This window comes from Mesorhizobium sp. M2A.F.Ca.ET.043.02.1.1, from assembly GCF_003952405.1.
In the GTDB taxonomy this organism is placed as follows: domain Bacteria; phylum Pseudomonadota; class Alphaproteobacteria; order Rhizobiales; family Rhizobiaceae; genus Mesorhizobium.
In genome coordinates, this window is the sequence record NZ_CP034445.1 from 4,534,636 (window position 1) to 4,550,579 (window position 15,944).

13 protein-coding genes are annotated in these 15,944 nt (G+C 65.1%); 7 read left to right on the forward strand and 6 right to left on the reverse strand.

Annotated features, from left to right (window positions below; genetic code table 11):
• Positions 1–8 precede the first annotated feature (8 nt).
• A complete protein-coding gene (locus EJ068_RS21580) occupies positions 9–911 on the reverse strand; it encodes a histone deacetylase (RefSeq protein WP_127251925.1) in 903 nt (300 codons plus the stop codon).
• 186 nt (positions 912–1,097) lie between these two features.
• On the opposite strand from EJ068_RS21580, the gene EJ068_RS21585 reads away from it, so the two are divergent.
• The gene (locus EJ068_RS21585) at positions 1,098–2,429 is read left to right on the forward strand and encodes an MATE family efflux transporter (protein ID WP_245463181.1); all 1,332 of its coding nucleotides are present in this window, start codon (positions 1,098–1,100) and stop codon (positions 2,427–2,429) included.
• A 38-nt stretch (positions 2,430–2,467) separates the two neighbouring features.
• Here the strand turns inward: EJ068_RS21585 and EJ068_RS21590 are convergent, their stop codons facing one another.
• The 3 genes from EJ068_RS21590 to EJ068_RS21600 are packed head-to-tail and all read right to left on the reverse strand — an operon-like array spanning position 2,468 to position 4,877.
• Positions 2,468–3,430, reverse strand: a complete 963-nt coding sequence (locus EJ068_RS21590; protein ID WP_127251920.1) for a cysteine synthase family protein — start codon at positions 3,428–3,430, stop codon at positions 2,468–2,470.
• Between the two features lie 29 nt (positions 3,431–3,459).
• Entirely contained in the window at positions 3,460–4,533 is a 1,074-nt protein-coding gene (locus EJ068_RS21595) for a quinone-dependent dihydroorotate dehydrogenase (protein ID WP_127251921.1), read from the reverse strand.
• On the reverse strand, positions 4,530–4,877 hold the full coding sequence (locus EJ068_RS21600; RefSeq protein ID WP_189342053.1) for a DUF952 domain-containing protein: 348 nt from the start codon (positions 4,875–4,877) through the stop codon (positions 4,530–4,532). Before EJ068_RS21600 ends, EJ068_RS21595 begins: the two co-directional genes overlap by 4 nt.
• Before the next feature lie 111 nt (positions 4,878–4,988).
• On the opposite strand from EJ068_RS21600, the gene EJ068_RS21605 reads away from it, so the two are divergent.
• Entirely contained in the window at positions 4,989–5,426 is a 438-nt protein-coding gene (locus tag EJ068_RS21605) for a hypothetical protein (RefSeq protein ID WP_127251922.1), read from the forward strand.
• A 136-nt stretch (positions 5,427–5,562) separates the two neighbouring features.
• Positions 5,563–6,222: a response regulator transcription factor gene (locus tag EJ068_RS21610; protein ID WP_127251927.1), complete on the forward strand. Its 660-nt coding sequence runs from the start codon at positions 5,563–5,565 to the stop codon at positions 6,220–6,222.
• A 12-nt stretch (positions 6,223–6,234) separates the two neighbouring features.
• On the opposite strand, the gene EJ068_RS21615 is transcribed toward EJ068_RS21610, so the two are convergent.
• Positions 6,235–9,720, reverse strand: coding sequence for a PAS domain-containing hybrid sensor histidine kinase/response regulator (locus tag EJ068_RS21615; protein WP_189342054.1), 3,486 nt, complete (start codon positions 9,718–9,720; stop codon positions 6,235–6,237).
• 341 nt (positions 9,721–10,061) lie between these two features.
• Here EJ068_RS21615 and mscL point away from each other — a divergent pair, with 341 nt between their 5' ends.
• Positions 10,062–10,484, forward strand: coding sequence for a large conductance mechanosensitive channel protein MscL (gene mscL / locus EJ068_RS21620; RefSeq protein ID WP_126079330.1), 423 nt, complete (start codon positions 10,062–10,064; stop codon positions 10,482–10,484).
• Positions 10,485–10,587: 103 nt separating this feature from the next.
• Entirely contained in the window at positions 10,588–11,754 is a 1,167-nt protein-coding gene (locus EJ068_RS21625) for a pyridoxal phosphate-dependent aminotransferase (RefSeq protein WP_127251923.1), read from the forward strand.
• A gap of 117 nt (positions 11,755–11,871) precedes the next feature.
• Here EJ068_RS21625 and hemA read toward each other — a convergent pair whose 3' ends face one another.
• Positions 11,872–13,149: a 5-aminolevulinate synthase gene (gene hemA, locus EJ068_RS21630; RefSeq protein ID WP_127386356.1), complete on the reverse strand. Its 1,278-nt coding sequence runs from the start codon at positions 13,147–13,149 to the stop codon at positions 11,872–11,874.
• 332 nt (positions 13,150–13,481) lie between these two features.
• On the opposite strand from hemA, the gene galE reads away from it, so the two are divergent.
• The gene (gene galE, locus EJ068_RS21635) at positions 13,482–14,477 is read left to right on the forward strand and encodes a UDP-glucose 4-epimerase GalE (RefSeq protein ID WP_127252679.1); all 996 of its coding nucleotides are present in this window, start codon (positions 13,482–13,484) and stop codon (positions 14,475–14,477) included.
• Positions 14,478–14,643: 166 nt separating this feature from the next.
• Positions 14,644–15,900, forward strand: a complete 1,257-nt coding sequence (locus EJ068_RS21640; RefSeq protein ID WP_127252678.1) for a D-amino acid dehydrogenase — start codon at positions 14,644–14,646, stop codon at positions 15,898–15,900.
• The last annotated feature ends 44 nt before the right edge of the window (positions 15,901–15,944 follow it).

Sequence of the window (15,944 nt, forward strand, 5' to 3'; positions counted from 1 at the left end):
GCGTCCCATTACGCATATCGCGAGGCGGCCTCGAACAGGATCGCATGGCGCGCGGCCAGCGCCGGCACGTCGGTCGAGTAGCCGCCGCCGATGACGCCGCACAGCGGAACGCGGTGGTTACGGAAATGACCGATGACCATGTCTTCGCGGGCGAGGAGGCCATCGTCGCTCAGCGCCAGCCGGCCGAGCCTGTCCTCGGCATGCACATCCACGCCGGCATTGTAGAAGACGATGTCCCAATGCCTTTGTGCGGATAGTTCCGGCAGGATGGCGGCGAGCCGGTCGAGATAGGCGTCGTCGCCCGTGCCGTCCGGCAGTGCGACGTCGAGGTCGGAAGCGATCTTGCGCACCGGATAGTTGCGCTCGCCATGCATGGAAAAGGTGAAGGCGCGAGGCTCGTCGTTGAGAATGTCCGCCGTGCCGTCGCCCTGATGCACGTCGAGATCGACAATCAGCACGTTTTCGACCGCGCCCTCGGCCAGCAGCGCCAGCGCGGCGACGGCGACATCATTGAAGGTGCAGAAGCCGGCGCCTTGCGCGCGCCTGGCGTGATGGCTGCCGCCGGCGGCGTTGCAGGCAATGCCGTGTTTCAGCGCCAGCCTGGCCGCCAGCACGGTGCCCGCCGTGGCGAGTTGAGCCCGCAGCGACACGCGCGGGCCGACAGGAAAGCCGATCTCGCGCTCTATCTTCTCAGGCACCTGGCAGGCGATCACCTGGTCGACATACTCGGCTGCGTGGGCAAGCTTCAATCGTGATGCCGGCGCCGGTTCCGGCATCGAAAGCGCACCCGGCGCGGCCAGCCCGCGCATGCGCAAGGCCTCCATCAAAAGCGGATATTTGCTCATCGGAAAGCGATGGTTGACGGCGAAGCCGGCGTCATAGTCGGGGTGATGGGCGATCTGCAGCGGCATGGATCGGGAGGTCTGAGCCAAGTCTGGAGCAATTCCAGGAAAAGTGTGAAACGGTTTTCCGTCCGGAATTGCTTAAAAACAACAGAAAATTCGGTAGTCAGCCCGGCGGATGATGGTTGCATGAGGCAGGCAAACTGGCGCACATCGGGTCCTCGATCAAGCCGTATCAGCCGGGCAGCAATCCCCTTGGACGTAACACAAGCCAACGCCAGATCTTTCGCCGTCACCAATCGCTCGGTGCTGGCGATCGCCGTGCCGATGACGCTTGCCTATCTGACGACGCCGCTGCTCGGCATCGTCGACACCGCGGTGGTCGGCCAGTTCGGCGACGCGGCCCTGCTCGGCGGCCTGGCGGCGGGATCTCTGGTCTTCGACGTCGTCTTCACCACCTTCAACTTCCTGCGCTCCGGCACCACTGGCCTTGTCGCCCAGGCCTTCGGGCGCGGCGATGCGCTGGAAGAGCAGGCAGTGCTGTGGCGCGCCGTGCTGATCGCGGTCGTCGCGGGCGTCATTCTTGCGGCACTTGCGCCGCTCTTTGCCGTGGCCGGCCAATGGTTCATGGGCGCCGAGCCGAGCGTCAGCGCGGCCATGTCGGTCTATATCCGCATCAGGCTGCTCGCCGCCCCCTTCTCGCTGATCAACTACGCCATACTGGGCTACGTGCTTGGACGCGGCGAGGGCGGGCTTGGGCTGATGCTGCAGGCGGTGCTCAACGGCATCAACATCGTGCTCTGTTTCCTGCTCGGCCTCGAGCTCGGCTGGGGTGTTGCCGGCGTCGCCTGGGCGACGGTCACCGGCGAGTTCCTGGCCATGCTGCTTGGCCTTGCCATCGTGCTCAACCGCTTCCGCAAGCTGGAGCGGCCGTCGCGTCGCCGCATCCTCGATCTGCCGGCTTACCGGCGCATGCTGTCGCTGAACCGCGACATCATGATCCGCTCCTTCTCGCTGCTTGCCGCCTTCGCGCTGTTCACCAGGCAGGGTGCGCAATTCGGCACGGTGACGCTTGCCGCCAACGCCGTGCTGATGAACTTCTTCCTGATCGCCGGCTATTTCCTCGACGGCTTCGCCACCGCCGCCGAACAGTTGGCCGGCCGCGCCATCGGCGCGCAGGCGCCTGCTCCCTTCAGGCAGGCCGTGCGGCTGACGCTGATCTGGGGTTTTGGCCTCGCGGCCGGCGCCAGCCTTATCCTGCTGACCGCTGGCGCGAGCCTTGTGGCGCTGGTCACGACCTCGCCCGAGGTCCGCGAAGTCGCCGACATTTATCTGCCATGGGCGGCCTTCACGGCGCTGAGCGGCGTGCTGGCGTTCCAGATGGACGGCGTCTTCATCGGCGCCACCTGGTCGCGCGACATGCGCAACATGATGCTCCTGTCGTTCCTCGTCTTCAGCGCCGCGCTGATCACGCTGGCGCCCGCCTTCGGCAACAACGGGCTATGGGCGTCGCTGCATGTCTTCCTGCTGGTGCGTGGATTGAGCCTGCTCGCGGTGCTGAGGCTCAGGGTACGAACGGCGTTTTAGGCGCCGATTGTTCGGCGCCGGCCGAGCGCCGGCGTTTCTCAGCTCCAGAGGTCGGTCGAGAGGTACTTCAGCCCGGAATCGCAAATCACGACGGCGATCGTCTTGCCCGATTGATCGCCGCGTAGGAGACGCAGCGCGGCGGCGACATTCGCTCCGGACGAGAAGCCGCCGAAGATACCTTCGCTGCGCGCGAGCAGGCGCGCGGTCTCGCGTGCCTCGTCGCCGGAAACCTGAAGATAGCCATCGACGGGCGCGTTTTTCAGAAACGGCAGGTCCGGCATGGCGTAGCCGCCGCCTTGAATGGGGTGTTCGGGTCGGGTGACCGTCTCGCCCGCGGCCGCCGCTGCGCCCTCGGGCTCGACGATGAAGCACTTGATCAGGGGATTGCGTTCCTTGAGCGCCTTCGCCACCCCGGCATAGGTGCCGCCCGAGCCGATGAAGTCGACGAATGCATCGACGGCGCCATGGCTGGCGTCCCAAATTTCCGGTCCGGTCCCGTGATAATGCGCAAGCCAGTTCCCGTCGCGGTGGAACTGATCGCCGCGAAATGCGCCTCGTTCCTCCGTCACCGCCTTGGTGGCCTGCTCGACAAGCGCCAGATCGCCACCCGAGACCTGCCCCGGCACCGATCCCGGCAACTGGTCCACGAGGATCACTTCCGCGCCGAGCGCCGCCATCATGCGGGCGCGCTCTTCGGAGTTGCCCTTCGACATCACCGCGACGAAAGGGTAACCCCTGACGGCGCAGACGATCGCGAGGCCCGTGCCCATGTTTCCGGAGGTAAGCTCGACCACCGTTTGCCCCGGCTTGATTGCGCCGGACTTTTCGGCCTCCTCTATTATCCCAAGCGCCGCGCGATCCTTCTTGGAAAAGCCCGGATTAAGATATTCCAGCTTGGCGAGGATTTCGCCTTTGACGCCCGCTTGCGCCGTCAGCCTTTCGAGCCGGACCAATGGAGTTCGACCGATCGACTCTACGACGGAGCTCAGAACCTCAGCCATGGCTGTCCTCCCGATTTCGTGGGAGCTTATCAGAGTTTTTTGGACCAGTCTGTGCAACCGGTATCGCGCAGTTCGCCAATAGATTTGAGCCGTTGCCGCTCCATGAACCGCGCCATGCCGGCCACGATGCGCCCGGGCAGCGCCGGGCCGGCATAGATCATGCCGGTGTAGAGCTGGACGAGGTCGGCGCCGGCGCGGATCTTTTCCAATGCGGCCTCGGCGGAGTCGACGCCACCGACACCGATGATCGTCATCTGCGGTCCAAGCAGTTTGCGCATGCGAGCCAGAACCGCGGTCGAACGCTCGAACAATGGTTTTCCCGAGAGGCCGCCGGTTTCATTCGCCACGCCGCCGCTCCGCAATCCGCTCCGCGCCAGCGTCGTGTTGGAGACGATGACGCCGTCGATCTTCTTCTCGGCGACCTCGGCGGCAATGTCTTCCAGCTCCGCTTCGACGAGATCCGGCGCGATCTTGAGGAAGACCGGCGGCTGCGCAGCGGCCGCGGCACGCGCGGCCATCACCCGCGACAAGAGCTCGCCAAGCTGCTCGCGCGCCTGCATGTTGCGCAGGCCCGGCGTGTTGGGCGAGGAGATGTTGACCGTCAGATAGCTCGCATAGGCCGCGAAGCGAGCAACGCCGCGCTCGTAATCGGCGATGCGGTCGGCGCTGTCCTTGTTGGCGCCGATGTTGACGCCGACGACGCCTGGCAGCCCCTTGCGCGCGGCAAGCCGCTTTTCCGCCGCCGCATGACCTTCATTGTTGAAGCCCAGCCGGTTGATCACCGCTTCATCCGCCGTCAGCCGGAAGATGCGCGGCTTCGGATTGCCGGGTTGCGGCAGCGGGGTGATGGTGCCGACCTCGGCGAAGCCGAAGCCAAGCCCAAGCAGCGCGTCCGGCACTTCGGCGTTCTTGTCGTAGCCGGCGGCCATGCCGAGCGGGTTCGGGAAGTCGAGGCCACAAAGCCTGATCCTGAGCCGCGCGTCGCGCGGCGCGGTCGCGCCAACCGGAAGCCCGCAGCGCAGCGCCGCGATCGACAGACCATGCGCGGTTTCCGGATCGAAGGAGAAAAGCAGCTTCTGGCCGATCCGGTCGAGCACGCTCATTCGTCCTCCAGCGCCGGGAAGTCGTGGCCGCCGGCGCCGGGCGGCAGCGGCTTGACCCAAAGGACGGCATCGAGGTCGAGCGGGGCGTAGAGATGCGGGAACAGCGCGCCGCCGCGCGATACCTCGTATTTCAGCGCGTTCCCCAGCTTCTCCCCGTCGATGGCGACCAGCAGCAGGCCCGTCTGGCCGGCGAAATGCTTGGCCGCTGTCTCGCGCACTTGCGCGGCGGTGGAGAAATGGATGAAGCCGTCGGCGATGTCGATCGGCGCGCCGGTGAAGCGCCCGTTCTTTTCGGCCTCGCACCAAAGCGCCTCGGGGGCGATCTTGTAGATAATCTGAGACATTCTCGCGCTATAGTCTGAACCGAAGGTGCGGGGAAGGCTTGAAGCTCGACTCTTCCCCATTTCCGGCGCAAACCTGTGATAGCCGGCCTTCACTGGCTCATGGAGGACGATATGCGTCTGCAGCACATCCTGATCCCCGCGGCGCTTTGCTCGTTGGTTGCCGCTTCCGCCTATTCCGAGGAGACCGACCACTACCGTTTGGAGAAGTCGGCCAACGGCTATGTCCGCATGGATACAAGGACCGGCGCCATGTCGATGTGCGAGGAGCGCACCGGCCAGCTCGTCTGCAAGATGGCGGCGGACGAGCGCGCCGCCTACCAGGACGAGATCGACCGGCTGGACAATTCGGTCAAGGCCCTCGATGCGCGGGTCGCCAAGCTCGAGAATTCGCTCTCCGCCCGGCTGGAATCGCAACTGCCGAGCGAAGAGGATTTCAACAGGGCCATGGGCTACATGGAACGCTTCTTCCGCACCTTCAAGGACATCGTCAAGGACATGGACAAGGAAGACGGCGACGGCGGCGGCAAGCTGAATCAGCAGAAGACCTGAGCCGGCGCGACCGGGCCGCCCCTGGGGAAAACCCCGCGCGCGGCCTTTGCCGCTTGAAAAAGCGCCGCGCCGCCGCATAATCATTCTGATCCCCGCAAGAAGCACGAAAATGATGATGGGATCGGGGGAGGAATATTTGCCGTCGGGCCACACTTTCGTCATTGCCGACGATCACCCGCTTTTTCGCGGCGCGCTGAAGGAGGCGCTGGCCGGCGTCGGCGACGTTGCCGCCATTCACGAGGCCGGGGATTTCGAGAGCGCCAAGGCTCTGGTGCTGGCCAATGAGGATATCGACATGGTGCTGCTCGATCTGTCGATGCCGGGCGCCAGCGGCCTCTCCGGCCTGATTGCGCTACGCGGCATCCATCCGGCGGTGCCGCTGGTCGTGGTGTCGGCGCATGACGATCCCGTCACCATCCGCCGCGCCCTCGATCTCGGCGCTTCCGGCTTCATCTCCAAATCGGCCAGCATGGAAGAAATCCGCGCCGCGGTGCAGGCCGTCCTCGCCGGCGACATCGCGGCACCCGCCGGTATCGAGCTCGGTGTCGAGCGCGACCCGGAAATCTCCGATCTGATCAAGCGCCTGCAAGCGCTGACGCCGCAGCAGACGCGCGTGCTCGGCATGCTGGCGGAGGGCCTGCTCAACAAGCAGATCGCCTATGAGCTCGGCGTTTCCGAGGCGACCATCAAGGCGCATGTCTCGGCCATATTGCAAAAGCTCGGCGTCGACAGCCGTACCCAGGCGGTCATCCAGCTCTCCAAGATCGGCAATGACCCGCTGCAGCCGGTAAGTTAGCTACTTCTGCCTCTACTCCGCCGCCGGCGCCAGCGGCCTGACCCGCGCCATCATCGAGCGCAGCACGGCGGGCTTCACCGGCTTGTTGACGGCCGGAATGTCGAGCTGGCTTGCGGCGGCGCGCACCTCGCTGGAGCGGTCGGCGGTGACCAGCACGCAGGGCAGGTCCTGGCCGTAGGCGGCGCGCAACCTGGCGATCGCGTCGAGCCCAGTGCCGCCATCGAGATGATAGTCAGCAAGCACGACGTCCGGCCTCACCGCGCCGGGTCTCATGAGCTCTCCCGATCCCGAAGCCGTCTCGACATGGCAGCCCCAGCCTTCGAGCAGCAGCCGCATGCCGTCGAGGATGCGCGCATCATTGTCGATGCAGAGCACATTGAGCCCGGCAAGCGTCGACGCAGAGCGGGCCGGGGCTTTGCCGATTTCGCGCGGCGGCGCCGCGACCTCCGCGACCGGCAGGATGACGGAAAAGCGCGTGCCCTTGCCGGGGTTGGAGAAAATGCGGATTTCGAGTCGCAGCACCCGCGCGATGCGGTCGACGATGGAGAGCCCCAGGCCAAGGCCTTCTGCCTCGCGTACGCCCTCGTCGAGGCGTGTGAACTCGTGGAAGACGGTGTTGAGCTTGTCGCCGGCGATGCCAATGCCGGTGTCGATCACCTGGATTTCGGCCAGTTCGCCGCGTCGCCGCACCCCAACCAGGATGCGGCCCTTGCGCGTGTATTTGATGGCGTTCGAGACCAGGTTCTGGATCAGCCGGCGCAAAAGGTTGCGATCGGTCATGACGCCGAGCGAGGACGGCATGATCTTGAGCTCGAGCTTCTTTTCGGCGGCCAAAGGGCGGAAGTCATTGCCGATCTGCCCGAGCAGCCCGCCGAGGCTGAAGGCGGTGTCCTCGGGCTTCATGGCGCCGGCATCGAGCCGCGAGATGTCGAGCACCGCGCCGAGGATGGTTTCGACCGATTCCAGCGAGGATTCGATGTTGATGGCCGCCTTGCCGGCCGGCCCCTTGCCGGCCTTCTCGATCAGCGACGAGCAATAGAGACGCGCCGCGTTGAGCGGCTGCAGGATGTCGTGCCCGGCGGCGGCGAGGAAGCGCGTCTTGCCGAGATTGGCCTCCTCGGCCAGCATCTGCGCCTGCGCCAGCTCCTCGTTGACCCGGGTGAGCTCGACGGTGCGGGTCTTGACCCGCTGTTCCAGCGATTCATTGGCCCGTTTCAGCGCCAGGTCCTGCTCGACGCGGCCGGAGATGTCGGCATAGGTGGCGACGATGCCGCCGTCGGGCATCGGGTTGGAGCGCAGCTCCAGAATGCGTCCGCTGGTCTTCAGCTCCATCTGCCATGGCCCGGCGAAGCTGGTCAGCCGGTTGAGCATCGTCACGCGCTGGTCAGCCGGGATATCGCCGCGTTCGGCAAGATGGCGCAGGATCCGGTCGAGCGACACGCCGACCTGGCCCATCTCGTCCGGCAGGTCGAACAGCTGCCGGTATTGCCGGTTCCAGCAGATCAGCCGGAAATCGCGGTCGAAGACGGTGATGCCTTGCTCCATCTGATCCAGGGCGATCTGGAGCAGGTCGCGATTGTGCTGCAGCGCCTCGGTGGCGTCGTCGAGCAGCTTGAAGGCATCCTTGGAATCGTGGTCGTTGCGGCGAAAGAGCAGCGACAGGATCAGCCGCGCCGAGGACGAGCCGACGGCGCTTGCCAGCAATTGCTCCGAGAAGCGGATGACATCCATGCTCGCTTGCTCCTTGCCGTGGAGCGAGACGCTTGCGCTCTTCTCGAAGGACTGGAAGGAACGCTCCGTGCGCTCGACGCCGAGATAGCGCGAGATCGTGTCCTTGAGATCATTGACGGTGACGGCGGTGCGGAAGCGCCTGAGGCTTGGCATCGGGCCCGCCTCGCGCGGCACGAAGATCGCCGCCTGGATACGCTCCAGCGGCACCGACGCGCGCGACAGCGACCCCAGCACGAAGAACAGGGCGTTGACCGAGAGGCTCCACATCACGCCGTGGTTCAGCGGCTCGCCGACGGTGCCGAACAGCGCCTGTGGCCTCAGCGCCTCGAAGCCGAACAGCCCGTGGACGACGATGTCGGAACCCGGGCCGGCGAGCGAAGGCAGAAGAAGCGTGTAACCCCAGACAGCGATGCCCGCGACCATGCCGAGCGCGGCGCCCCGGCCGTTAGCGCGGCGCCAGATCAGGCCGCCGATCAGCGACGGCGCGAATTGCGCGATCGCCGCGAAAGACATCAGCCCGATCGAGGACAGCCGCGCGCTGTTGGTGCTCTCGCGGTAGTAGAGGAAGGCGATGAACAGCAGGATGAAGATGGACGCGCGGCGTACGTTGAGGATGAGTGTCGACCAATCCTCATTCTCCGAGGCGCTGGTCTTGATCACGCGGCGCACGAACAGCGGGATGATGAGATCGTTGGAGATCATGATCGACAGCGCGACGCTCTCGACGATCACCATGGCGGTCGCCGCCGACAGGCCGCCGACGAAGGCGGCCATGGCGAGCACGTCATGGCCGCCGAGCAGAGGCAGCGACAGCACATAAAGGTCGCTGCTGGTCTTGGCGCCGACCAGCGACAGACCGGCAAAGGCGATCGGCAGCACGAAGAGATTGATCGCCACGAGATAGAGCGGGAACAGCCAAGTCGCCGTGCGCAGCTCCGCCTCGCTGCGGTTCTCGACAATGGTGACATAGAATTGCCGCGGCAGCATCAGGATGGCAAAGCCGCTCAAGCCCGTCAGCACCAGCCAGGTGGCCAGCGAGGTGTTGTAGCTCATCGCCTGGCGTACCTGGCCGTTCCCGGCGAGCCTGGCGAACATGTCGCCGGGGCCGCCGAAGATCAGGAACGTGACCATCAGGCCGATGGCTATGAATGCGGCGAGCTTCACCACGGTCTCGACCGCAACGGCCAGAACCAGCCCGTCCTGATGTTCCGTGGCATCGGCGTGGCGGGTGCCGAACAGCACCGCGAACAGCGCCAAAAGCATCGCCACCACCAGCGAGATATCGCTGACGAACGGATCGAAAGAGGGCGGCGAGCCGGTATAGTGCTCGATCATCAGGCTGACCGAGCCCGAGATCGCCTTGAGCTGCAGCGCGATATAGGGCACCGCGCCGATCGTGGCGATCAAGGTCGCGATCGCCGCGACGGTGAAGCTCTTGCCGTAGCGGGCGCCGAGGAAGTCGGCGATCGAGGTGATCTTCTCGCTTTTCGCCAGCCGGACCAGGCGGTTGAGCAGCGGGAAGCCGAACACGAAGACCAGCACCGGGCCGGTATAGATGCCGAGGAATTCGAGGCCGCGCTCGGAGGAAAGGCCGACCGAGCCGAAGAAGGTCCAGGAGGTGCAGTAGATGGCCAGGCTTAGCGCATAGATGAACGGCCGCGCCCGGCCGAGCCCCGCGGCGGCCGCGCGCCGGTCGCCGACGCTGGCAATGGCGAAAAGCAGCGTCACATAGGCGATCGCGATGATGACGACGAACCAGCCTTGCACGGCCCGTGCTTCCTCCCTGGCCGGTCTCCCATCCGGCCTGCCCAACCATTCCGGAAAAATACCAGGCGATTTGCCGTCCGGAATTGCGTCTGAACAAATACCCAAAGCGGCCGGGCATCTCGATGAAACGCTCGACCACCCCGACGCAACCACAGCTCGGGGCCCAAGTCCATCGCGGCTTTCGGCGCATATGCGGCTGATGGACGATGCGTGACACAAACCGGTGCCTTCATTGTTTTTCCGGTTTTGCAACCGGGGGTTTTTGTTATTGTGGGCTCGGGTCGGCGCCCAAGGACAACTGGTGAGGCGGCAGTGCGGCCCGCCACGGCAAGGAGGGTCGAATGCTGAAAGAATTCCAGGAGTTCATTTCCAAGGGCAATGTGATGGACCTGGCCGTCGGCGTCATCATCGGCGCCGCCTTCGGCAAGATCGTCGATTCCTTGGTCAACGACATCATCATGCCGATCGTCGGCGCGATCTTCGGCGGGCTGGACTTCAACAATTACTTCTTCGGGCTGTCCTCCAACGTCCATTCGGCAACGCTGGCTGATGCCAAGAAGGAGGGCGCGGTGTTCGCCTATGGCAGCTTCATGACCGTCGTGCTGAACTTCCTGATCCTTGCCTTCATCATTTTCCTGATGGTCAAGGCGGTGAACAATCTGCGCAAGCGGCTGGAGCGCGAGAAGCCGGCTCCCGCCGCGGCTCCGCCGCCGGCCGACGTGCAACTCCTGACCGAAATCCGCGACCTGCTCGCCAAGAAGTAACGCAGAGCGGGCGCTCTGGACCAAAACCCCGGCCCCAGGCGGCCGGGGTTTTCCGTTTGGCGATCTGGTAAGAGCGCTGACGACACGAACACGGATTTTGCCCATGAGCCTTATCGACACCTTGCGCGCCGAAGCCCGCGCCGCGCCCGAAAGCGGCATTGTCGCCGTCATCAACCATGGTCGCCTGCGCGAAGGGCTGATCCCGCTCTGGGCCGGCGAGGGCGATCTTCCGACGCCTTCCTTCATCAGCGATGCCGCCGCACGCGGGCTCGCTGATGGCGAGACCTTCTACACCTGGCAGAAGGGCATTCCCGAGCTCCGGCAGGCGCTCGCGCGCTACTACGCCAGGCATTTCGGCAAGACCTTCGCCGAGGAGGAGTTCATCGTCACCGCCTCTGGCATGCATGCCATCCAGCTGGCCATCGACGCCATCGCCGGCAGCGGCGACGAGGTGATCTACCTCTCTCCCGCCTGGCCGAATTTCGCCGCGGCCGCCGGCGTGGCGGGCGCCGTGCCGGTGCCGGTCACGCTCGACCAGTCCGGCAATGGCTGGTCCTGCGACGTCGACAAGATCGCCTCGGCAATCACGCCGCGCACCAAGCTGTTGTTCATCAACACGCCCTCCAACCCGACAGGCTGGACCGCCGACAGGGAAACGCTCCAGGCGATCCTGGATCTTGCCCGGGCAAAGGGCCTTTGGATCATCGCCGACGAGATCTATTCGCTGTTCCACTACGGCCATGGCCGCGCGCCGTCCTTTCTCGATGTCGCCACGCCCGAGGACCGCATCCTGTTCGTCAACAGTTTTTCCAAGAACTGGGCAATGACCGGCTGGCGTGTCGGCTGGATCAAGACCCATCCCGCCTTGCAGCAGGTGTTCGAGAACCTGATCCAGTACTCGACCTCGGGCGTCGCCCAGTTCATGCAGCGCGGCGCTGTCGCCGCCCTCGACGAGGGTGACGGCTTCATAGCGGAACAGGTGGAGCGCGCGCATGCCGCGCGCGACCTCGTCTGCGGCATTCTCGGCGAAACCGGCAAGGCGCGTTTCACCGTGCCGCAAGGCGCCTTCTACCTGTTCTTCAGGGTCGACGGCCTCACCGATTCCCGAAAAGCGGCCTTCGACATCGTCGACAATGCCAATGTCGGCCTGGCGCCCGGCACCGCCTTCGGTCCCGGCGGCGAGGCCTTCCTCCGACTATGCTTCCACCGCCGCCTCGATCACCTCGATGAAGCGGCGCATCGCCTGGCGAAATGGATGAAGACAGTGTGAGGTCGCAATCGGGCGGGAAGTCTGCACCGCTCCGTTCGCGGGCCTAGGAGCGCCGCAGCGTTGTAGAACGAGAAATAGCTTTAGGCGGAGCCGCGGTCAGCGCCCGACAGTTGCAAGTCAGCCGCCTGACTTCGGTACCAGCAGCGGGATGATCCGATCGGTCTTGGCGACGGCGGGGCGGCCTGAGCCGGCATAGGGGATGCCGAGCGCATCCCAGGTCTCGACCAGCGCGTCCTGCAGTTCGGCAATAAGCGCGTCCGAATGAAACGGCGTCGGCGTGATGCGCAGCCGCTCGGTGCCGCGCGGCACCGTCGGATAGTTGATCGGCTGGATATAGATGCCGTGCACGCCAAGCAGCCGGTCGCTCGCCATCTTGCAAAGCTCGGGATCGCCGACCAGCACCGGCACGATATGGGTGGCCGATTCCATCACCGGCAGGCCTGCGGCGGCAAGCACCTGCTTGGTGCGCGCCGCCTGGCGCTGCTGCGCGTCGCGCTCGGCCTGCGAGCGCTTCAGGTGGCGGATCGAGGTGGTGGCGGCGGCCGCGATCGCCGGCGGCAGCGCGGTGGTGAAGATGAAGCCCGGCGCATAGGAGCGCACCGCGTCGATCACCGCGCTGGTGCCGGTGATGTAGCCGCCGAGCGTGCCGAAGGCCTTGGCCAGCGTTCCCTCGATGATGTCGATGCGGTCGGCAAGGCCCTCCCGTTCGGTGATGCCGCCGCCGCGCGGTCCGTACATGCCCACCGCATGCACCTCGTCGATATAGGTCATGGCGTTGTAGCGCTCGGCCAGCTCGACGATCTCTCTGATCGGCGCGATGTCGCCGTCCATCGAATAGACGCTCTCGAACACGATCAGCTTGGCGCGCTCGCGCCCCGCCGCCTGCAGCAGGCTTTCCAGATGCGCGACGTCGTTGTGGCGGAAGATCTTCTTTTCCGCGCCGGAGCGGCGCACGCCTTCGATCATCGAGGCATGGTTGAGCTCGTCGGAGAGCACCAGGCAGTTGGGCAGAAGCCGGGCGATGGTCGAGATCGAGGCCTCGTTGGAGACGAAGCCGGAGGTGAAGACGAGCCCTGCCTCCTTGTCATGCAGGTCGGCGAGCTCCCGCTCCAGCTCGACCAGCGGGTTGGAGGTGCCCGAGATGTTGCGGGTGCCGCCGGCGCCCGAGCCCATCTTGCCGGCCGCTCTCTGGAAGGCGGCGATCACATCCTCGTTCTGGCCCATGCCGAGATAGTCGTTGGAGCACCATACGGTGATTTCCTGGGCGCGGCCGTTGGAACGCCAGATGGCGCGCGGGAACTTGCCCACCATGCGCTCGAGGTCGGCGAAGACGCGGTAGCGCCGCTCCGCGTGGAGCTGGTCGATCGCATCCTCGAAGAACCGCTGGTAATTCATGTCGACTTCCCAATTTTGCGGCGGATCATAGTCACTGCCCCATGCCGCGTCCACCGCGCCCAACCGGTCAAAATGCCACGCCTTTACCCTGTTCCTAACGATGCCGGATCGTGGCCTATTCCCGGCTGTTTGAAGCAGATTTGTTTCAGTACGATGCCTCGGACGGGAGGAACTGTTACCGACTTAACGTTAGAGGGAGGCCAATGCATATCGCCCAAACGTGTACAGCGGTTTTGGGGGAACGACATGGACTTTAACGGGCTTGCGGCGGGGTTTCCAGCACGGTGGCTGTTGAGACAGTTTCCGATAAATCTTGATCAGCGAGGTAGAAGATGACGGTTTTGGTGACGGGCGGTGCCGGTTATATCGGCAGCCATATGGTCTGGGAGTTGCTGGACGCCGGCGAGAGTGTCGTGGTGCTCGACCGGCTTTCCACCGGCTTCGAATGGGCGGTGGCCCCGGAAGCAAAGCTCGTCGTCGGCGACGTCGCCGACCGAGACCTGGTCGGCCGGATCATCCGCGAAAACAAGGTCGACGCCATCATCCACTTCGCCGGCTCGATCGTGGTGCCGGAATCGGTCGCCGATCCGCTCGGCTATTACGAGAACAACACCTGCAAGACCCGCACGCTGATCGAGACGGCCGTCCGCGAGGGCGTGCCGCATTTCATCTTCTCTTCCACCGCCGCCGTCTATGGCGGCGCCGGGCTGGAGCCGGTGCGCGAGGATGCGCGGCTTGCGCCGGAATCGCCCTATGGCCTCTCCAAGCTGATGAGCGAATGGATGCTGCGCGACGCCGCGCTGGCGCACGACATCCGTTACACGGCGCTGCGCTATTTCAACGTCGCCGGCGCCGACCCGAAGGGCCGCACCGGACAGTCGACGCCCGGCGCTACGCATCTGATCAAGGTGGCCTGCGAGACCGCGCTCGGCAAGCGTGCCTTCATGCAGGTCTTCGGCACCGACTATCCGACGCCGGACGGCACCTGCATGCGCGACTACATCCATGTCAGCGATCTCGCCGCCGCGCACCGGCTGGCGCTGCAGCGGCTGCGCGCCGGCGGCACAAGCCTCGTCGCCAATTGCGGTTACAGCCACGGCTATTCCGTGCTCGAGGTGATCGACAGCGTGCGCCGCGCCTTCGGCCATGATTTCGATGTCCGCATGGGCGATCGCCGGCCCGGCGACGCCGCTGCCGTGGTCGCCAATTCCGAGCTTGCCCGCAAGGAGCTCGGCTGGACGCCGCAGCGCGACGATCTCGACCTAATCGTCAACGATGCGCTGGCCTGGGAGCGCATCCTGACGACCAAGAACTCGGTTCGAAACTGAGCAATTCCAGGAAAAGTGTGTAGCGGTTTTCCGTCCGGAATTGCGTCAAGACAACTAGTCCAGCTGTTGGGCCAAGGGCTCGTCCGGCGCTCTTAGACGCGGTATTGAGCCTCATGCAGCGGTGCGCTGTGGCGCGTGCCGCTGCCATAATGCTTGAGGGGACGGCATGAAGATCCTGGTTCTCGGCGCCGGCGTCGTTGGCACGGCGGCCGCCTACTATCTGGCCAAGGACGGTCACGAGGTGACGGTGATCGAGCGCCACGAGGCGGTGGCGCGCGGCACCAGCCAGTCGAATGCCGGTCTGGTGTCGCCCGGCGACGCCACCGCCTGGGCTTCGCCCGCCGCGCTGAAGACCTTCCTGCGCGCGCTTTGGAACCACGACCTCGGCATCAAGGTGAGGCTCCGCCTCGATCCCTATTTCTACACCTGGAGCCTGCGCTTCCTGCGCGAATGCACGGTGAAGCGGCTGCGCGCCAACACTGACATCAAGCTTAGGCTCGCGCTGCATTCCCGCGAGTGCATCAATCAACTGTCGGAGGACACCGGCATCCATTACGACGAGCGCAAGAAGGGCATCCTCTACTTCTTCCGCTCGCAAAAGAGCCTCGACACCGGCACCGACAATTATCGCTATCTCGGCGAGCACGGCCTGCCGATCGAGATCGTCGGCCGCGAGCGTCTGGTCGAGCTGGAGCCGGGGCTTGCCGGCGTGAAGGAAAAGATCGCCGGCGGCATCTATTCGCCGATCGACCAGACCGGCGATTCCAAGCAGTTCACCGACAGGCTCGCCGCCTATGCCGCCGAGAAGCTCGGCGTCAAATTCCTGTTCGGCACGACGGTCCAGGGCCTCGACATCGAGGGCGACCGGGTGCGCGCCGTCATGACCTCGGCCGGCACGGTCGCCGGCGACGCCGTCGTCATCTCGATCGGGCCGGAAAGCGGCCTGTTCGGCCGCCGTTACGGCATCGACCTGCCGGTTTACCCGGTGAAGGGCTACACCGCGACGATTCCCTTGGAAGACGAAAGCAAGGGGCCGACCATGGGCGGCGCCGACGAGGACCGGCTGATCGGCTATTCCAGGCTCGGCAACCGCCTGCGCATGTCCTCGACGGCCGAGTTCACCGGCTTCGACCGCAGCTTCAAGCCCAGCGATTTCAGGACCATCCTGGAAACCGGCAAGGATCTTTTCCCGGGTGCCTTCGACGAGAAGAAGGCCGTATTCTGGGCCGGCCTGCGGCCGATGATGCCGAACTCGGTACCGGTCATCGGCCAGGCGAGATACCGCAATCTTTATCTCGACACCGGCCACGGCCATGTCGGCTGGACGATGGCCTGCGGCTCGGGGCAATTCCTGGCGGATGTCGTCGCCGGCAGAAAGCCGCAGATCGACCCGCTGGGATTGCTATACGGGACGGCACGCTGAAGGGCCCTTCGATTATTGACGTCGGCGCCGCCCCTCATCCGCCC

What these genes read in the sequence shown, in the direction of transcription:
- mscL (WP_126079330.1), top strand. Translation starts at nt 10,062, where the DNA reads ATGCTGAAAGAATTCCAGGAGTTCATTTCCAAGGGCAATGTGATGGAC.
- EJ068_RS21590 (WP_127251920.1), bottom strand. Translation starts at nt 3,430, where the DNA reads ATGGCTGAGGTTCTGAGCTCCGTCGTAGAGTCGATCGGTCGAACTCCA.
- EJ068_RS21600 (WP_189342053.1), bottom strand. Translation starts at nt 4,877, where the DNA reads ATGTCTCAGATTATCTACAAGATCGCCCCCGAGGCGCTTTGGTGCGAG.
- EJ068_RS21580 (WP_127251925.1), bottom strand. Translation starts at nt 911, where the DNA reads ATGCCGCTGCAGATCGCCCATCACCCCGACTATGACGCCGGCTTCGCC.
- EJ068_RS21595 (WP_127251921.1), bottom strand. Translation starts at nt 4,533, where the DNA reads ATGAGCGTGCTCGACCGGATCGGCCAGAAGCTGCTTTTCTCCTTCGAT.
- EJ068_RS21605 (WP_127251922.1), top strand. Translation starts at nt 4,989, where the DNA reads ATGCGTCTGCAGCACATCCTGATCCCCGCGGCGCTTTGCTCGTTGGTT.
- galE (WP_127252679.1), top strand. Translation starts at nt 13,482, where the DNA reads ATGACGGTTTTGGTGACGGGCGGTGCCGGTTATATCGGCAGCCATATG.
- EJ068_RS21640 (WP_127252678.1), top strand. Translation starts at nt 14,644, where the DNA reads ATGAAGATCCTGGTTCTCGGCGCCGGCGTCGTTGGCACGGCGGCCGCC.
- hemA (WP_127386356.1), bottom strand. Translation starts at nt 13,149, where the DNA reads ATGAATTACCAGCGGTTCTTCGAGGATGCGATCGACCAGCTCCACGCG.
- EJ068_RS21625 (WP_127251923.1), top strand. Translation starts at nt 10,588, where the DNA reads ATGAGCCTTATCGACACCTTGCGCGCCGAAGCCCGCGCCGCGCCCGAA.